The following is a 15,882-nucleotide window of genomic DNA, read 5'->3' as shown; positions in this document are numbered from 1 at the left end:
GCTGAGGGACAATGCTTTTCTGTGGGGTGGCCACGCTGTTGCTGCAGCGGGCTAAAAAAGGCTGCTTTCTTTGGTTACTTTCTTTGCAGCGGCAAAGAAAGTGACCCCCGCCCCGGGGAGGGGCAACGCTAATAGACCGACGCGAAAACAAGTTCCCTGACGAAGAGCGCGCGAGAGCAAAGAGCAAAGAGCGAAGAGCAAAGAGCAAGGAGCAAAGAGCAAAGAACAGAGAGCAAAAGAAACCCCAAGCTCAAAACCCTCAAATCAACTCAACTTCCTTCCAGTCAGCATTAGAGAAGAAACGGCTTAGCTCCCGTGTGAGCTCATTGAGCGCCCCCATCTCCTGGGGAGAAATCTTGTGCACATGCTGCCCCACAGTCCAGTCGCCATACACGAGCGCGACAGTCGAATCGTTCGACTTCACGGGCAGCAGCACGAAAGCCTGCGCCTCGCCGAGCGTCTCCTTGTACCAGCGCGGCAACCGCGCGTCGATCCGCGGATCGTGTGCATTTTCGATGAAGATGCCGACAGGATTCGTAGTCGCGAGATGGAACACATCGGGCCGAAACTCGGCGCTGAAAGAAAGCGAGGAAAGCATCGGCTCGATGCCCGCGCCCATGCCTAGACGCGCCTGGAATTCATTGTTGGCCTGGCGCACGAAGACGACCGTGCGCGAAAGACCGAGCCCCGCGAGCACCGCCTCCGAGGCCAGCGCGAGCACCGGCGAAAGCGCGTTCTTCGACGGCAGCGAGCGCAGATCGGCAAGACTCGCGCCAATGCGCGCCTCCGCCGATACGCTCGCCCGCGCCATGGCGTCCGCGTTCGCCTGCAACTCGACGATCTCGCGCATCACGCCGTCGCCGCTATCCTCGCTCGCGAGCGCAAGGCTCATCGATGCGAGCGTTTCCGCATCCGCATTGAGCGCGCCGCTGTAGCGCTCGGCGATATCGACGAGCATCGATTCGCGGCCGCCCGCCGCGACGTTCGGCGCGGTGAGCGCATCGGCGACTTCGGTCGAATAGTTGGTGACGGCCTGCAGCCAGCGCACGTGCTTCGGCACGGTTTCATCCGGCGGCGCAGTCGGGTCGCTCACGCGCATGCCCGCGCGGATCGTTTCCGGCAGACGCCAGCGGTCCGCCGCCTCGATGCCGATTTCCTCGAACGTCACGCCGAGCAGCGCGGCGCACGCGCTGCTGTCGCTAATGTTCTCGGTGGCCGCCTTGCGGCGCAACTGGTCCCACTCGTGTTCGAGGTAGAACGCGACGAGCAGCTTGCCGATCTGCCGCATCAGCGTGCAGACCACCGCTTCTTCCGCTGAACGAAGGTCGATGCGCTCGGTCACTTGCCGCGCGACCGTGCCCGAAAGCAGCGTGCGGTTGAGTTCGAGCTTGGCGTCGATGCGGCGCGGCGCGCTCTGGTGAAAGTGGTCGACGAGTTTGAGTCCGACGACGAGATGGCCGACCGCGTCCATGCCGAGCACCATCAGCGCCCGGGTGACGGTCGTGATGTTGCCGCCGAAAGCCATGTACATCGCGGAATTGGCGAGCCGCAGCACCTTCTGCGTGAGCCCGAAATCCGACAGCACGACTTGCACGAGCGCAGTGAAGTCGAGGTCGTCGTCGCTCATCGCGGACACGGTCGTGCGCAGCGCCTGCGAAAGCATGGGGAAGTCCCCGCGCTCGCTCATGCGCCCCCACAACTTGTCCAGTAGTTCGGCCTTGGTGCGTGCCATGCGTAAAAAAAACCTGTTGTTGCGAGAACGGCTAACCCGAAGCGGCTCTGCCCGATGCATTCATTCAGCGGCCAGCCCCGGAAGATACACGGATTCAGGGCGTTAAGGCGCGCTCTTCGATTAGAACACGAACATTCGTACGCTCATATTGTCTCGTGCAGCACGAGCGAACTCGATTGGAACGAACGCGCGAGTTCGTCCGACGGCATGGCTTGGCTAATCAGCCAGCCCTGTATGTGGTCGCAGCCCATTTCGGCGAGCAAGTCCCGCTGCGCCTCGGTCTCGACGCCTTCCGCGACGAGTTCCAGTCCGAGCGACTGCGCGAGCCCGACCACCGCGCTCACGATCGCGCGGTTGTTGCGCGACGTAATCAGGTTCTCGACAAAGCTGCGGTCGATCTTGAGCTTCGCGAGGGGAAACCGTTGCAAGTAGGCGAGGCTCGAATAGCCGGTGCCGAAGTCGTCCACGGCAAAGCGGATGCCGAGCGCGCGCAGCGCTTCGAGCAGACGCGTCGCTTCTTCCGGGTCCTGCATCAGCAGGCTTTCGGTGATCTCGAAGACGAGCCGCTTCGCGTCGATGCCCGTGAGCGCGATGGCTTCCTTCACCGCGGCAAGAAAGCGCTTGTCGCGGAACTGCCGCGGCGACACGTTCACCGACACGTAATCGAGCCGGATGCCGATGCCGTCCCACTGCACGAGCTGCATGCACGCCGCCTTCAGCACCCAGTTGCCGAGATAGTTGATGAGCCCGATGGACTCCGCGAGCGGAATGAACGTCGACGGCGGCACGAGCCCATGCACCGGATGATGCCAGCGCATCAGCGCTTCCACGCCGACGACGGCGCCCGTGCGGATCTTCGTGATCGGCTGGAAAAAGAGCGAGAACTCGCCGTTGCGCACGGCCTCGTAGAGGTCCGCTTCGAGCTTCAGGCGTTCCGCGTCGGCGGGATCGTCGTCGAGCGTATGGACGACGAGCGTGTTGCCGCCCGCGGCCTTCGCCTGCGCGAGCGCGAGATCGGCCATGCGCAGCAGGCTCGCCTGCACGCCGGATTTCGCCGTCGCGCCGTCTTTCACCGCGTGGTCCGGATACAACGCCACGCCGATGCTCGCCGACAAATGCGTGTGCTGCCCGCGATACCGGTACGGCTGCGCGATGGCGGTCAAGAGCCGCCGCGCGAGGTTCTCGGCGGCTTCGGCGGTCGCGCCCGCGGGCAGCAGCAGGGCGAACTCGTCGCCGGCCACGCGCGCCACGCGCTCGCCGTGCGTGGCCGTGTGCTGGATGCGGCGCGCGGTTTCGCGCAGCATGTCGTCGCCGGCCTCGGAGCCGAGCGCCCGGTTGATGCGCTGATAGTCGTCGATATCCAGCAGGACGAGCGCCGTCTGCGTGCGCGTGCGTTCCGCTTCGGCCTGCATCGCGCCGACCGCCGCCTGAAGCGCGGTCGCGTTCTCGAGGCCGGTGAGCGAATCGTGATGCAGCGCGTGCGTGAGCGACGCTTCGCGTTCCCGCCAGCGCGACACGTCGAACGCGGCGAGTGCGAAGCCGGGCGTCCCCTGCGAGGCGGTCGCCAGAAGCCGCAGCTCGACGCAGATCGGATAAGTGAGCGACTTCACGAGATTGAGCGTCGCGCATTCGAGCTGGCCGCTTGCGCGCGCGCGGGCGACGAGCGCGTCCAGCTCGCCGGCTTCCTCCGACGGCACGAGATCGTGCAGCGTCAGCATGCTGAGGTAGTCGTGGTGATAGCCGATGAAGTCGATGCTCGCGTGCGACACATACTGAAAGCGCAGCGCGTCGTCCACCTGCGCGAGGAAATCGACCGCGCCGAGCGTGGTTTCGAGCGCGGCGGCGGGCTTGCCGCCGAGGCCCGCGCCGTCTTCCGCGGACGAGGCGGAGGCGGACGACCCAGCGTCGTGCGCGTGCGGATCTCGGTCGTCTCGCGCGGCGGGTCTCCATGCGCGGCAAAGCACATCGAGCGCGATGCGCCAGGGTGCGCGGCGGGAGACGGAAGTCCGGTTCGCTTGCATGGTCAGTTAAGGTTCTCGCGGCGGCGCGCAGCCGATGGTCGACGCACAGGCTTATCGTCGGAAGCTTCGGCGGCGCGCGAATACCGCTTCGAGCGGCTCGGCGTACGGCGCGCCGGCATGACGCGCGGCACGCTCTATCACGCGAGTTATCGGCGGTTCAGCGAAATTCTTTAGCCGCCATGCCGCTGCCACGCGGGACGCCGCCGGCAATCAGGGAAAACGCGCGGCGCGGCCTTTGCGCGGTTGGCGTAAACATGGGTGCAAGGCGATTTTCGGTTACAGTGCGCGTTTGCTGCGGAAACGCCCCGGCCCCGGTCGCCATGCGGCGGGCGTCCCGCGTTACGGTCGCCCGATTCGGGAATTTGTCGCACACGTCACGCTTCATGATCGATTGCCTTCTATCGCCGACCCGAGCAGGTCGTTGCGGCTTCGAGACCGCTCACGTGCCGGCGTCGGCGCAAACCTTTGCGCCCGCACTCGTTGTCCTGCCTGACGGATTCGTCGCTCTCATTCGGTTCCCGTCATGCCCGATTCTTCGCTGAAACTGCGCGCCCGACGCGAGCCGAGCGTCTATGTCGGCCGCCAGCCGATTCTCGACGGCGCGGGCGCGCTCGCCGCCTACGAACTCCTCTTCCGCGATAGCCCCGAAAATCGCGCCCGCGTCGATGACGATGTGCAGGCGACCGCGCATGTCGTCGCGCGCACGGTCGGCGAGATCGGCGTGCCGGCCGTGCTCGGCCTGCATCCCGGCTACGTGAACATGAGCCGCGAGCTGATCTTCGACGACATCGTGCATCTCATGCAGCCCGAGCGATTCGTGCTCGAGTTGCTGGAGAACATCGAATTCGACGACGCGCTCTTCAAGCGATGCGCGCAGTTGCGCCGCGACGGCTTTCGCTTCGCGCTCGACGACGTGACGCGCCTCGACGATGCATTGCTCGCCGCGCTGCCGTCGGTCGATATCGTCAAGGTGGACCTGCTCGCGGCCGAGCGCTCGCACTTGCGCGAACTGACGGCGCTCGTCAAGAAGCACGGCAAGCTGCTCGTCGCGGAAAAAGTCGAGACGCACGAGGAGTTCGCAGAGGCGCGCGAACTGGGCTTCGATCTCTTCCAGGGCTATTTCTTCGCGCGGCCGCAAGTGCTGTCGGCGCGGCGCGCGAGCCCGGCGCGCGGCACGCTCCTGCGGCTTCTGGCCGTGCTAGGCAGCGATCCCGGCCTGCGCGAGCTCGAAGTGGAACTGAAGCGCAATCCGGATATCGTGCTGCAACTCATGCGCCTCGCCAATTCGAGCGCCCATGCGCGCGGACGCAACGTGTCGTCGCTGAAGGAAGCCATGGCCGCCGCCGGCACGCGCCAGTTGATGCGCTGGACGCAACTGCTGCTGTACGCGGACGGCAGCGGCCTGCCGTGGCGCTCCGATCCGCTGTTGCAACTCGTCGGCACGCGGGCGCGCTTCATGGAACTGGCGGCGGATGCGCTGCGTCCATCGGATGAAGCGTTCTCGGATGCCGCGTTCATGACCGGCATCTTTTCGCTCGTGCATGTGGTGGTCGATCTGCAGCCGGCCGAAATTGTCGATAAGCTGCATCTGGCCGCCGATATCCGCTCGGCCATTCTCGCGGGCGAGGGCGAACTCGGCGCGCTGCTCGGCATCGCGCGGGCGACCGAACGCGGCGATATCCAAGCGATCGACGAACGCCGGCTTGCCGATCCGGCGCTCGACGCGCTGACGCCCGCGCTTCTGGCTGCGCTTCAGGTGGAAGCGGCGGCATGGTTCGGCGAGCAGCGGCTCGACTGAACGCGGCACCAACCCGATCACGGAGAGACATCCGCATGAAAAGAAGAACGAAGATGGCAGGCCTGGCGCTTTCGGGCCTGCTCGCATGCGCGGTCGCGACGTATCCGCTCTTGGCGCGCGCCACGCTCAAGCCGGGCGATGCCGCGCCGCCATTCGTCACGCAGGCGTCGCTCGGTGGCAACGTGTTCGACTACTCGCTCGCCGACGCGCTCAAGAAAGGCCCCGTCGTGCTGTATTTCTATCCGGCGGCGTTCACGAAGGGCTGCACGATCGAGGCGCACGAGTTCGCCGAAGCGGTCGATCAGTACAAGGCGCAAGGCGCGACGGTGATCGGCGTGTCGCACGACGATATCGGCACGTTGCAGCGTTTTTCGGTGAGCGAATGCCGCAGCAAATTCCCGGTCGCGGCCGACACCGACGCGAAGATCATCGGCGCGTACGACGCCGCGTTGCCCTTCAAGAGCTCGATGGCCAACCGCGTGTCGTACGTGATCGCGCCGGACGGCAAGGTCATCTACGAATACACGAGCCTGTCGCCGGATCAGCATGTCGCGAACACGCTGCAGGCGCTGCGCGAGTGGAACACGAAGCACAAGGCGCAGTGATGGCGGCCGCTTCGTTCGTTCGCAAAGGGTAGCCGTCATGCCGATCGTTCTCGCGCTCATCGCGCTCGCGGCGCTGATCTACGGCGCGGTGTGGTCCTTCGACGCGCTCGATGCGCGCTTCGGGCTGGGCGTCGCCGTCGGCGTCGCGGTGATCGTGGCGGCGGCGGTGGCGGCGGGCATCGCGTATTGGCTCGCGCGGCGTCGCGAGATCGCGCCGAATCTGCCGCGCGTCAAAGGCGACGCCACGAACTGGACGCACGAACTGAAGCGCGACTGGGGCGGCGTGCGGCTCGCCGCGGGAAAGCGCCTGCTGGACGTGCGCGTAGGCGATGCGACCGGCCACTACATCTTCGCGGATTTGCGCGACGCGCAGATGGCGCACGACGACGCGCGTGGCGAGTGGCACGTCGTCCTGGATGTCGCCGACAAGGCTCACGGCGAATGGCGTCTGCCGATGGCCGACCGCGCCGAGGCGCGCAAGTGGTCGCGCATTCTCTCGTTCGCGGTCGCGCAAAAGCTCTGACGCGCTACGCGGCTGTCATTCCACGTGATAGCCGATGTCGCTGCGCACCTTGCCGCGAAACACCCAGTACGACCAGGTCACGTAGATCATCAGCACCGGCAGCAGGAACAGCGTTCCGATCAGGAAGAACTGATGCGTGATCGGCGCGGCCGACGCGTCCCAAAGCGTCACCGAAGGCGGCGCGATGAACGGCCACAGGCTGATGACGAGCCCCGTGAACGCGAGAAAGAAGAGGCCCATCGAGCACACGAAGGGCAGCACTTCGCGGCCTTTCGAGAGACTCGACCAGAGCTTCCACGCGAGAAACGCGGTCAGCAACGGCACCGGCGCGAACGCAAAAGCCATCGGAAAGCCGAACCAGCGCGCCGCGATGCGCGCGTCTTTCAGCGGCGTCCACAAGCTGATGAGCAGAATGAACGCGAGCACGCCGATGAGCGCGAAGCGCGCCATTTTGCGGCCCCACGCCTGCAAGTCGCCTTCGGTCTTGAGCACGAGCCATGTCGAGCCTTGCAGCGCGTAGCCGAATATCAGGCCGACGCCGACCAGGAGCGGGAACGGCGCGAGCCAGTCCCAGCTCGTTCCCGAGTACTGGCGGCCGACGATCGGAAAGCCCTGAATGAACATGCCGAGCACGATGCCTTGCGAGAACGTGGCGAGCAGCGACCCGTACGCGAACGCGCGATCCCACAGCCACTTGCGCGCGCCGACGACTTCGCGGAATTCAAACGCCACGCCGCGAAAGATCAGCCCGAGCAGCATGAAGAGAATCGGGAAATAGACGGCCGGCACGATGATCGCGTAGGCGAGCGGAAACACCGCGAACAGTCCGCCGCCGCCGAGCACGAGCCACGTTTCGTTGAAGTCCCAGACGGGCGCGACGGAGTTGATCATCAAGTTGCGCTCGTCGTGGTCGCGGCGCAACAGAAAGAGCATGCCGACGCCGAGATCGAAGCCGTCGAGCAGTACGTACATGAACACGGCCAGCGCGAGAATGGCGGCCCACAGCGGCACGAGATCGAGCATCGCGTTCTCCGGTTGTCAGGATGGCTAATGCGGCCGGCGCGGCGGCACGATGTCGTCGCTCGGCGCGACGTCCGCCGTCTGACGCGAGGTGTCTCCGCTCGACGATACCGCCGAAAGCGGCCGCGCCGCGCGTGTCTTCGGCTGAAGCAGTTCGTTCTCGTGGCCTTGCGTGGCTTCGGACGGACCGATGCGCACCAGACGCCGCAAGAGGATGTATCCCGAGCCGAAGATCACGGCGTACGCGAGCACGTAGAGCAGCCACGACAGCCCGACATCGCCGGTGGTGAGCGAGGGCGTCACCGAATCGCGCGTGCGCAGGACGCCGTACACCGTCCACGGCTGCCGGCCGGCTTCGGTCGTCGTCCAGCCCGCGAGCACGGCGATGAACCCGAGCGGCGTCGCGAACGATGCCGCGCGCAGCCATCGCCTGCTGCGTTCCAGCTTGCCGCGCGCGAAGAGCACGATGCCCGACAGCACGATCGCGAGCATCAGCATCGCGATGCCGACCATGATGTGAAACGCGAAGAACACGACCGCGACAGGCGGGCGGTCCTCGCGGGGAAAGTCCTTGAGCCCGCGCACGTAGCCGTTCGGATCGTGCGTCAGATAGATGCTCCCGAGCACCGGCACCGAGATTTCGAAGTGATTGCGCTCTTCGTCCTGATCGGGAATGGAAAAGAGATTGGCGGGCACGCGCGAGCCCGATTCCCATAGCGCCTCCATCGCGGCGAGCTTGGCCGGCTGGTGCTTGAGCGTGTTGAGGCCGTGGGCGTCGCCGAGGACCATCTGCACGGGCACCATGATGATCAGAAAGATAAGCGACATCTTGAGCATCACGCGGCTTTCCTCGATCGCGCGGCCCTGACGCATGTACATGGCGCCGACGCCGAGAATGACGAAGGCGGTGGTCACGAGAAACGCGCTCACCGTGTGGCTCAGCCGGAACGGAAACGACGGCGAGAAGATCACGTCGAAGAAGCTGACCACTTCGAAGCGGCCGTCGGGCATGAGGCGGTAGCCTTGCGGCGTCTGCATCCAGCTATTGACGGCGAGAATCCAGAACGACGAAATGAGCGTGCCGAGCGCGACGAACAGCGCGGACATCACGTGCGCCCACTGCGGCACGAGCTTGCGGCCGAACAGCAGCACGCCGAGAAACGCCGACTCCAGAAAGAACGCGGTCAGCACCTCGTAGCCCATCAGCGGGCCGACGACGTTCGCCGTGCGGTCGGCGTAGCGGCTCCAGTTGGTGCCGAACTGAAACGGCATCACGATGCCCGACACCACGCCCATGCCGAACGACACCGCGAAGATCTTGAGCCAGAACGCCGACAGCCGCCGGTAGACATCGCGCTTGGTGATCCACCAGTTGACTTCCAGCGTGGCGATGAAACAGGCGAGTCCGACGGTGAAAGCCGGCAGCAAGATATGAAACGCAATGACCCACGCGAACTGAAAGCGCGAGAGCAGAACCGAGTCGATATGCATGAACGCTCCTTGGCGATTCTTGCAACGTTTGCGTCGAACGATGCGAAAGTGCGCGCGTCGTCCTTGGTCGTCCTTCAATACACCGTTTGCCGGGGCGGGACGCGCGGCGCGCATGACCCCGTTTGCTACAATCTGGGCCTCGCGCTCATCAGCTAACCGCGTGCCGGACGACCGGGACGCGCATCGACTCATTGGGGACGGCCCCATTCTCATGGGAGTGACCCGATGTCCTGGATTCTTCTCTTCATTGCCGGTCTGCTGGAAGTCGCGTGGGCGGCGGGACTCAAGACGTCCGAAGGTTTTACGAAGCTCGGGCCGTCCGTCTTCACGCTCGTGACGGCCATCGGCAGCTTCGTGCTGCTCGCGCTCGCCATGCGCCAATTGCCGCTCGGCACCGCGTATGCGGTGTGGACGGGCATCGGCGCGGTCGGCGCGTTCGTGTTCGGCATCGTGTTCATGGGCGAGGCGGTGTCGGCGGCGCGCATCGTGAGCGCGGTGCTCATCATCGCGGGCTTGATCGGACTCAAGCTCACGTCGGGGCACTGAAAGGCGCGGGAACGGCAATCGCTTGGCCGCTTCCGTACCACGCGCTCACCGCGGGCTTTTTGCGTGGATATAATGATCTGAAGTCAGTCTGACGGGCGCCTCGCGCGCGGTTGCGGTTTTCGCGGCGGGAGGCTGGCGGTTCCATCTTACGCGCGCCCGCGTCGCGGCATCTGTCGGTCACGCTCCGATCAGCGGAAGCGGGCCGATTGTTTCAGCCGGTACAGCATCGAGCCGTGGCCCCAAGCGCGCGGCTGGCGCAACAAGGAGGCGGCAATGCTGGAATCACTTTCGCTCGCTGCGGGCCTTTCATGGGCGAGCGGGCTGCGCCTGTATCTCACGGTCTTCGTCGCCGGCCTGTTCGCCCGCATGGGCGTCATTCATCTGCCCGACACGCTCGCCGTGCTCGCTTCGCCGTGGGTAATAGGCGTCGCCGCGTTCCTCGCGTTCGTCGAATTTCTCGCCGACAAGATCCCCGCGCTCGATTCCTTGTGGGACGCCATTCATACGTTCATTCGCATTCCGGCGGGCGCCGTGCTCGCGGCGGGCTCGCTCGGCCACGCCGATCCGACCTTGCTCACCATCGCCGCGCTCGCGGGCGGCACGCTCGCCGGGGCGTCGCATTTCGCGAAGGCGGGCACGCGCGCGCTCATCAATCTTTCGCCGGAGCCGGTGTCGAACTGGGCCGCATCCGCCACCGAAGATGTCGGCGCGACGCTCGGCCTCGTGCTCGCGTTCTTCGTGCCGCTCCTGTTCCTTGTGATGCTGATCGCGTTTCTCGTGGTGGCCGGCTGGGCGCTGCCGCGTCTCGTGCGCGGCGTGCACGGCGGCGTGTCGCGCATGGCCAAGCACATGCTGCCGGGCACGCATAACCCGATCAGCCGACTGCGGAGCAAGCACGATTGAGCACGGCGGCCAACGACAAACCGGCGGCCAAGGCGTCGCACGCACCTCACCACACGCATCCGGGCGCCCGACTCGACTTCATGCAGACCGTGCGCCAGTCGTGGCGCATGACCGCGCGCGACTGGCGCGCGGGCGAACTCACGATGCTGTTGCTCGCGCTCGTGCTGGCGGTCGCCGCGTTGTCGAGCGTCGGTTTTCTCGCGGATCGCATGCGGCAGGGGCTTGCCCGCGATGCCCGCCAGATGATTGCCGCCGATTTCGTCGTGCGCGCCGATCATCCTGTCGACCCGATGTTCGCGCAGGAAGCGCGTGCGCTCGGGCTCGAAACGGCAGGCACGACCATCTTCCCGAGCATGGTGAGCTCGGGCGGGCAGACGCCGCTCTCGCGGCTCGCGGCGATCAAGGGCGTGACGCCGGGCTATCCGTTGCGCGGCGCGCTGCGTATCGCGCCGGGCCCCGACGCGCCCGATGCGCCCGCCCAGGGCATTCCCGCGCCCGGCACCGTCTGGGTCGATCCCGCGCTGCTCGACGCGCTGAAAACGAAAGTCGGCGGCGCGGTGAAGGTCGGCACGCGCACCTTCACGGTCGCGGCGGTCATCACGCGGGAACTGGATCGCGGCTTCTCGTTCGTGAACTTCTCGCCGCGTCTCATGATGCGCGCCGATGAAATCGCGGCAACGGGGCTGATCGGCTATGGCAGCCGCGTGACGTACCGGCTGCTCGTCGCGGGGCCGGATGCGCAGGTCGAGCGGTTCGCGCAGTTCGCGCGCGGCAAGACCGACGGCGGCAAGCTGCGCGGCGTCGCGCTCGAATCGCTCTCGGACGGCCAGCCGCAAGTGCGGCAGACCATCGACCGCGCGAGCCACTTTCTCACGCTGGTCTCGCTTCTGACGGCGCTGCTCGCGGCGGTCGCCATCGCCATGGCCGCGCACCGGTTCGCGCGACGGCATCTCGACGGCTGCGCCGCGATGCGCTGCCTCGGCGTCAGCCAGCGGACGCTGCGTGCGCTCTTCATCGACGAATTCCTGGCGATCGGCGTCATCGGCAGCGTGGCGGGCATCGTGCTCGGCTTCATCGGGCATCTGGTGCTGCTGCATGCATTGGGTTCGCTCGTCGATGTCGAGTTGCCGCAGGCGAGCGTCTGGCCGGCGTTGCAAGGCATCGCGATGGGCCTCGTGCTGTTGCTCGGCTTCGCGCTGCCGCCGCTTCTGCCGCTCACGCGCGTGCCGCCGGTCCACGTGATCCGCCGAGAATTGGGCGATGCGAGCCGTATCGCTTATGCGGCGTATGGCGTCGGCGTGCTGCTCTTCGCGGCGCTGCTCGTGATCGCGGCGGGCGAGCTGAAGCTCGGCGTGATTGTCGCGGGCGGGTTCGCGGCGGGACTGCTGCTCTTCGGCGTCATCGCGCGGGCGGCGCTGTGGGCGGCGGCGCGCTTCGTGCGGCGCGAAAAGAGCCGCGCGGGCGTCGGCTGGCGCTATGCGCTCGCGTCGCTGGAGCGGCGCAGCGGCGCGAGCGCGTTGCAGATCACGGCGCTCGGCATCGGGCTGATGTGCCTGCTGCTGATCGGCATGACGCGCAACGATCTCATCAAGGGATGGCGCGACGCCACGCCGCCGGATGCGCCCAACGAGTTCCTGATCGACATTCAGCCGGACCAGCGCGACGGCGTGCTTGCCTATCTGCACGGCCACGGCCAGCCCGACGCCGTGCTCTCGCCGATGGTGCGCGCGCGCCTCGTCGCGATCAACGGGAAAGCGGTGAATCCGGACAGCTACGATAAGCCCGACGCGAAGCGGCTCGTGGACCGCGAGTTCAACCTCTCCTACACGACCGCGCTGCCCGACGACAACCGCGTGACGCAGGGCGCGTGGTACGGCACGAGTGCGAAGCCGCAGGTGTCGATGGAAGAGGGCATCGCCAAGACGATCCGCGTGAAGATGGGCGACATGCTGCGTTTCGACGTGGCGGGTCTGCCGGTGGAAGCGCCGGTCACGAGTCTGCGCAAGGTGGACTGGAATTCGTTCAAGGTGAACTTCTTCGTGCTGATGCCGCCCGAGGCGCTCGCGGACTTGCCCGCGACCTTCATCACGAGCTTCCATCTGCCCGCGAACGATCAGCGCATGATCGACGGCCTGATCGCCGCGTACCCGAACGTCACGGCCATCGACACCGCGCCGATCCTCGCGCAGATTCAGCGCACGCTCGCGCAGGTGATCGGCGCGGTGCAGTTTCTCTTCATCTTCACGCTCGCGGCGGGCGTGCTCGTGCTGTACGCGGCGCTCGCCGGCACGCGCGACGAGCGCATGCGCGAGTCGGCGTTGCTGCGCGCGCTCGGCGCGTCGCACCGGCAAGTGCGCTCGGTGCAGGTCGCGGAGTTCGTCGCGGTCGGCGCGTTGTCGGGCCTGATGGCGGCGCTCGGCGCGCAGGGCATCGGCTACGTGCTCGCGTCGCGCGTGTTCGAGTTTCATATCGATTTCAATCCGTGGCTCGTGCCGGCGGGCGTCGTCGCGGGCATCGCGTGCGCGGGGCTCGGCGGCTGGCTCAGCCTGCGGCGCGTGCTGGCGCGCCCGGCGCTGCAATCGCTGCGGGACGCATAGTTCTCAGTCAAAGCAAAGCAATGAGCGAAGTAAACCAACCGGCTTCCGAAGACGAAGCGACAAATCAACAACCAGCGCCGACCGCGTTCGAGCTGATCGGCGGCGAGGAGCGCGTGCGCGCGCTCGTCGACCGTTTCTACGATCTGATGGACCTGGAGCCCGAGTTCGCGGGCATTCGCGCGCTGCATCCGCCGACGCTCGACAATTCGCGCGACAAGACCTTCTGGTTCCTGTGCGGCTGGATGGGCGGACCGGATCACTACATCAGCCGCTTCGGGCATCCGCGGCTGCGGGCGCGGCATCTGCCGTTCGCCATCGCGTCGAGCGAGCGCGATCAATGGCTGCGCTGCATGGCCTGGGCGATGGAGGACATCGGCCTTGCCGAGCCGCTGCGCGAGCGCCTGCTCACGTCGTTCTTTGATACCGCCGACTGGATGCGCAACCGTCCCGGCTGATTCGCCCGCTTGTGTACCGGGCGAGGCCGCGCCGGTTTGCGGCATCATCTGCGATCAACCGAGGCATTCGAGGACACGAAGTCATGACTACACGCGCGCTCTTTCGCGAGGACGCCTACCAAAGACACTGCGATGCGACCGTCACCGCCATCGACGAGGCGGGCATCCATCTGGACCAGACCGTGTTCTATCCGCTCGGCGGCGGGCAGGCGGGCGATGCCGGAACGCTGACGCTCGCGGACGGCACGGTGATTGCCATCGCGGATACGCGCAAGGCCAAGTTCGAAGGCGCGACGCCCGACGACGCCGTCCATGTGCCGGCGCCGGGTCAGGACGACGCGCTGGCGAAGCTCAAGGTGGGCGACAGAGTGAGCGCTGAAATCGACTGGGAGCGGCGGTACCGGCATATGCGGCTGCACACCGCGAGCCACCTGATCTGCGCGGTGCTGCCGTATCCGGTGGATGGTTGCAGCATCACGACCGATTACGCGCGGCTCGATCTCGCGACCGTCGAGCCGATCGAGCGCGAAGCGGTGGAAGCGAAGCTGCGCGAGCTCGTCGGCGGTTCGCACGACGTGCGCACCGAATGGATCACCGACGAAGAAATGTCCGCCCGCCCCGAACTCGTCCGCACGATGAGCGTGAAGCCGCCGATGGGTCTCGGCCGCGTGCGGCTGCTGCGCATCGAGAACGTGGACTTGCAGCCGTGCGGCGGCACGCATGTGCGCAATACCGGCGAGATCGGGACGCTGCGCATCGCCAAGCTGGAAAAGAAGAGCGCGCGCACGCGGCGGCTCGTGCTGGAACTGGCTTGACGGTCGTGACCGGCTTGACCGGCTTGACCGGCGATCGGCGCGCAAAGGACGTCCTCGATGTCTGGTTCGGCGCGCCGGGCTCGCCGGAATTCGGCACCGAGCGCAGGCAGTGGTGGACCAAGAAACGCGCATTCGACGCCATGCTGACCGGACGCTTCGGCGCGCTGCTCGACGAAGCGCAGGCGGGCGGCTTGGAAGAGTGGGAACGCGAGCCGCTTTCCGCGCTCGCGCTCATCGTGGTGCTGGATCAGTTCTCTCGCAACTGTTATCGCAACACGCCGCGGGCCTTCGCCGGCGACGCGCGGGCGCTCGCGGTCGCGAAGAAGCTGGTGGAGCAGGGCGACGATCTGCGGATGCCGAGCGCCTGTCATCGCGCGTTCGTGTACACGCCGTTCGAACACGACGAAACGCTCGCCAGCCAGCGCGAATCCGTGCGCCTCTTCGCGAAGCTGCGCGACGAAACGGGCGTCGCGAGCTTCTACGACTCCGCGTTGAAGCACGCGAAAGTCATCGAACGATTCGGGCGCTTTCCGCATCGGAACAGGATCCTCGGGCGCAAGACGCTGCCCGACGAAGAAGCGTGGCTGGCTGAACACGGCGGGTTTTGAACGCCCGAGACGCTTTACCGGCCGCCCGTCACGTCCAGAATCGCGCCGGTCACATACGACGACGCATCCGACAGCAACCAGACGATCGATTCTCCCACTTCGTCCGCCGTGCCGGGGCGTCCGAGCGGCGTATGCACGCCGAGCACGTGCGCGCGGTCCGGCTTGCCGCCGCTCGCATGGATGTCGGTTTCGATGAGGCCGGGGCGGATGGCGTTGACGCGCACGCCTTCCGGGCCGAGTTCCTTGGAAAGCCCGATGGTCATCGCGTCGATCGCGCCTTTGGAGCCCGCATAGTCCACGTATTCGTTCGGCGACCCGAGCCGCGCCGCCGCCGACGACACGTTCACGAGCGAGCCGCCGTGGCCGCCGCGCGAGCGCGACAGACGCCGCGCCGCCTCGCGCGCGCACAGATACGCGCCGAGCACGTTGGTGTCGAAGATGCGCTTGAGCCGCTCGATGTCCATGTCGGCCAACGGCGCGCCCGGCGCGACGATGCCCGCGTTGTTCACCACGCCGTCGAGCGTGCCGAAGGCTTCTTCGGTGGCGTCGAACATGGCGATGATTGCCGCTTCGTCGCGCACGTCGCCGGCAATCGCGATCGCCTTGCCGCCCGCCGCGCGCACCGCCGCGACGGTTTCTTCGGCGGCTTGCGCGTTCGACGCGTAGTTCACGCCGACCGACCAGCCCCGCGCGCCCGCGAGAATGGCAGCCGACCGGCCGATGCCGCGGCTCGCGCCGGTGATCAGGATGACTTTGGACATCGCTCCA

15 protein-coding genes are annotated in these 15,882 nt (G+C 66.5%); 9 read left to right on the top strand and 6 right to left on the bottom strand.

Translation table 11 applies throughout. From position 1 onward, the window contains the following. Nucleotides 1–259 precede the first annotated feature (259 nt). The 3 genes from NCR37_RS08750 to NCR37_RS08740 form a co-directional block, all read right to left on the bottom strand. Entirely contained in the window at nucleotides 260–1,732 is a 1,473-nt protein-coding gene (locus tag NCR37_RS08750; protein ID WP_250472650.1) for an HDOD domain-containing protein, read from the bottom strand. 143 nt (nucleotides 1,733–1,875) lie between these two features. Then, nucleotides 1,876–3,753, bottom strand: coding sequence for a putative bifunctional diguanylate cyclase/phosphodiesterase (locus NCR37_RS08745; protein WP_250472649.1), 1,878 nt, complete (start codon nucleotides 3,751–3,753; stop codon nucleotides 1,876–1,878). A gap of 157 nt (nucleotides 3,754–3,910) precedes the next feature. Further along, complete coding sequence (locus tag NCR37_RS08740; protein WP_250472648.1) at nucleotides 3,911–4,138, bottom strand: hypothetical protein; 228 nt, start codon at nucleotides 4,136–4,138, stop codon at nucleotides 3,911–3,913. A gap of 138 nt (nucleotides 4,139–4,276) precedes the next feature. Between NCR37_RS08740 and NCR37_RS08735 the strand changes: the two genes are divergently transcribed. The 3 genes from NCR37_RS08735 to NCR37_RS08725 are packed head-to-tail and all read left to right on the top strand — an operon-like array spanning nucleotide 4,277 to nucleotide 6,679. Continuing rightward, nucleotides 4,277–5,551, top strand: coding sequence for an EAL and HDOD domain-containing protein (locus NCR37_RS08735; protein ID WP_250472647.1), 1,275 nt, complete (start codon nucleotides 4,277–4,279; stop codon nucleotides 5,549–5,551). A 35-nt stretch (nucleotides 5,552–5,586) separates the two neighbouring features. After that, complete coding sequence (locus NCR37_RS08730; protein ID WP_250472646.1) at nucleotides 5,587–6,156, top strand: peroxiredoxin; 570 nt, start codon at nucleotides 5,587–5,589, stop codon at nucleotides 6,154–6,156. Between the two features lie 37 nt (nucleotides 6,157–6,193). After that, the gene (locus tag NCR37_RS08725; protein ID WP_250472645.1) at nucleotides 6,194–6,679 is read left to right on the top strand and encodes a hypothetical protein; all 486 of its coding nucleotides are present in this window, start codon (nucleotides 6,194–6,196) and stop codon (nucleotides 6,677–6,679) included. A 15-nt stretch (nucleotides 6,680–6,694) separates the two neighbouring features. On the opposite strand, the gene cydB is transcribed toward NCR37_RS08725, so the two are convergent. Then, entirely contained in the window at nucleotides 6,695–7,702 is a 1,008-nt protein-coding gene (gene cydB / locus NCR37_RS08720; RefSeq protein WP_175944278.1) for a cytochrome d ubiquinol oxidase subunit II, read from the bottom strand. A gap of 24 nt (nucleotides 7,703–7,726) precedes the next feature. Then, nucleotides 7,727–9,190, bottom strand: a complete 1,464-nt coding sequence (locus NCR37_RS08715; protein ID WP_250472644.1) for a cytochrome ubiquinol oxidase subunit I — start codon at nucleotides 9,188–9,190, stop codon at nucleotides 7,727–7,729. Nucleotides 9,191–9,415: 225 nt separating this feature from the next. Here NCR37_RS08715 and sugE point away from each other — a divergent pair, with 225 nt between their 5' ends. The 6 genes from sugE (at nucleotide 9,416) to NCR37_RS08685 (ending at nucleotide 15,114) form a co-directional block, all read left to right on the top strand. Continuing rightward, the gene (gene sugE, locus NCR37_RS08710; RefSeq protein WP_250472643.1) at nucleotides 9,416–9,736 is read left to right on the top strand and encodes a quaternary ammonium compound efflux SMR transporter SugE; all 321 of its coding nucleotides are present in this window, start codon (nucleotides 9,416–9,418) and stop codon (nucleotides 9,734–9,736) included. A gap of 273 nt (nucleotides 9,737–10,009) precedes the next feature. Beyond that, the gene (locus tag NCR37_RS08705) at nucleotides 10,010–10,639 is read left to right on the top strand and encodes a DUF4126 domain-containing protein (protein ID WP_250472642.1); all 630 of its coding nucleotides are present in this window, start codon (nucleotides 10,010–10,012) and stop codon (nucleotides 10,637–10,639) included. 80 nt (nucleotides 10,640–10,719) lie between these two features. Continuing rightward, a complete protein-coding gene (locus tag NCR37_RS08700) occupies nucleotides 10,720–13,236 on the top strand; it encodes an ABC transporter permease (RefSeq protein WP_502800505.1) in 2,517 nt (838 codons plus the stop codon). A gap of 20 nt (nucleotides 13,237–13,256) precedes the next feature. Further along, a complete protein-coding gene (locus NCR37_RS08695; RefSeq protein ID WP_250472641.1) occupies nucleotides 13,257–13,691 on the top strand; it encodes a group II truncated hemoglobin in 435 nt (144 codons plus the stop codon). Between the two features lie 83 nt (nucleotides 13,692–13,774). After that, a complete protein-coding gene (locus NCR37_RS08690) occupies nucleotides 13,775–14,506 on the top strand; it encodes an alanyl-tRNA editing protein (RefSeq protein ID WP_250472640.1) in 732 nt (243 codons plus the stop codon). Beyond that, entirely contained in the window at nucleotides 14,503–15,114 is a 612-nt protein-coding gene (locus tag NCR37_RS08685; RefSeq protein ID WP_250472639.1) for a DUF924 family protein, read from the top strand. The genes NCR37_RS08690 and NCR37_RS08685 overlap by 4 nt, the downstream gene beginning before the upstream one ends. Nucleotides 15,115–15,128: 14 nt before the next feature. Here the strand turns inward: NCR37_RS08685 and NCR37_RS08680 are convergent, their stop codons facing one another. Further along, nucleotides 15,129–15,875, bottom strand: a complete 747-nt coding sequence (locus tag NCR37_RS08680; RefSeq protein ID WP_250472638.1) for an SDR family oxidoreductase — start codon at nucleotides 15,873–15,875, stop codon at nucleotides 15,129–15,131. Nucleotides 15,876–15,882: the final 7 nt, after the last annotated feature.

Origin of the sequence: Caballeronia sp. GAFFF1 (genome assembly GCF_023630705.1) — a bacterium.
GTDB lineage: Bacteria > Pseudomonadota > Gammaproteobacteria > Burkholderiales > Burkholderiaceae > Caballeronia.
This window is presented reverse-complemented; position numbering and strand designations above follow the sequence as displayed.

Coding starts and splice junctions, on each gene's coding strand:
- NCR37_RS08735 (WP_250472647.1), top strand. CDS start 4,277: ATGCCCGATTCTTCGCTGAAACTGCGCGCCCGACGCGAGCCGAGCGTC.
- NCR37_RS08690 (WP_250472640.1), top strand. CDS start 13,775: ATGACTACACGCGCGCTCTTTCGCGAGGACGCCTACCAAAGACACTGC.
- NCR37_RS08695 (WP_250472641.1), top strand. CDS start 13,257: ATGAGCGAAGTAAACCAACCGGCTTCCGAAGACGAAGCGACAAATCAA.
- NCR37_RS08715 (WP_250472644.1), bottom strand. CDS start 9,190: ATGCATATCGACTCGGTTCTGCTCTCGCGCTTTCAGTTCGCGTGGGTC.
- NCR37_RS08750 (WP_250472650.1), bottom strand. CDS start 1,732: ATGGCACGCACCAAGGCCGAACTACTGGACAAGTTGTGGGGGCGCATG.
- NCR37_RS08705 (WP_250472642.1), top strand. CDS start 10,010: ATGCTGGAATCACTTTCGCTCGCTGCGGGCCTTTCATGGGCGAGCGGG.
- NCR37_RS08700 (WP_502800505.1), top strand. CDS start 10,720: ATGCAGACCGTGCGCCAGTCGTGGCGCATGACCGCGCGCGACTGGCGC.
- sugE (WP_250472643.1), top strand. CDS start 9,416: ATGTCCTGGATTCTTCTCTTCATTGCCGGTCTGCTGGAAGTCGCGTGG.
- NCR37_RS08730 (WP_250472646.1), top strand. CDS start 5,587: ATGAAAAGAAGAACGAAGATGGCAGGCCTGGCGCTTTCGGGCCTGCTC.
- NCR37_RS08740 (WP_250472648.1), bottom strand. CDS start 4,138: ATGAAGCGTGACGTGTGCGACAAATTCCCGAATCGGGCGACCGTAACG.
- cydB (WP_175944278.1), bottom strand. CDS start 7,702: ATGCTCGATCTCGTGCCGCTGTGGGCCGCCATTCTCGCGCTGGCCGTG.
- NCR37_RS08745 (WP_250472649.1), bottom strand. CDS start 3,753: ATGCAAGCGAACCGGACTTCCGTCTCCCGCCGCGCACCCTGGCGCATC.
- NCR37_RS08680 (WP_250472638.1), bottom strand. CDS start 15,875: ATGTCCAAAGTCATCCTGATCACCGGCGCGAGCCGCGGCATCGGCCGG.
- NCR37_RS08725 (WP_250472645.1), top strand. CDS start 6,194: ATGCCGATCGTTCTCGCGCTCATCGCGCTCGCGGCGCTGATCTACGGC.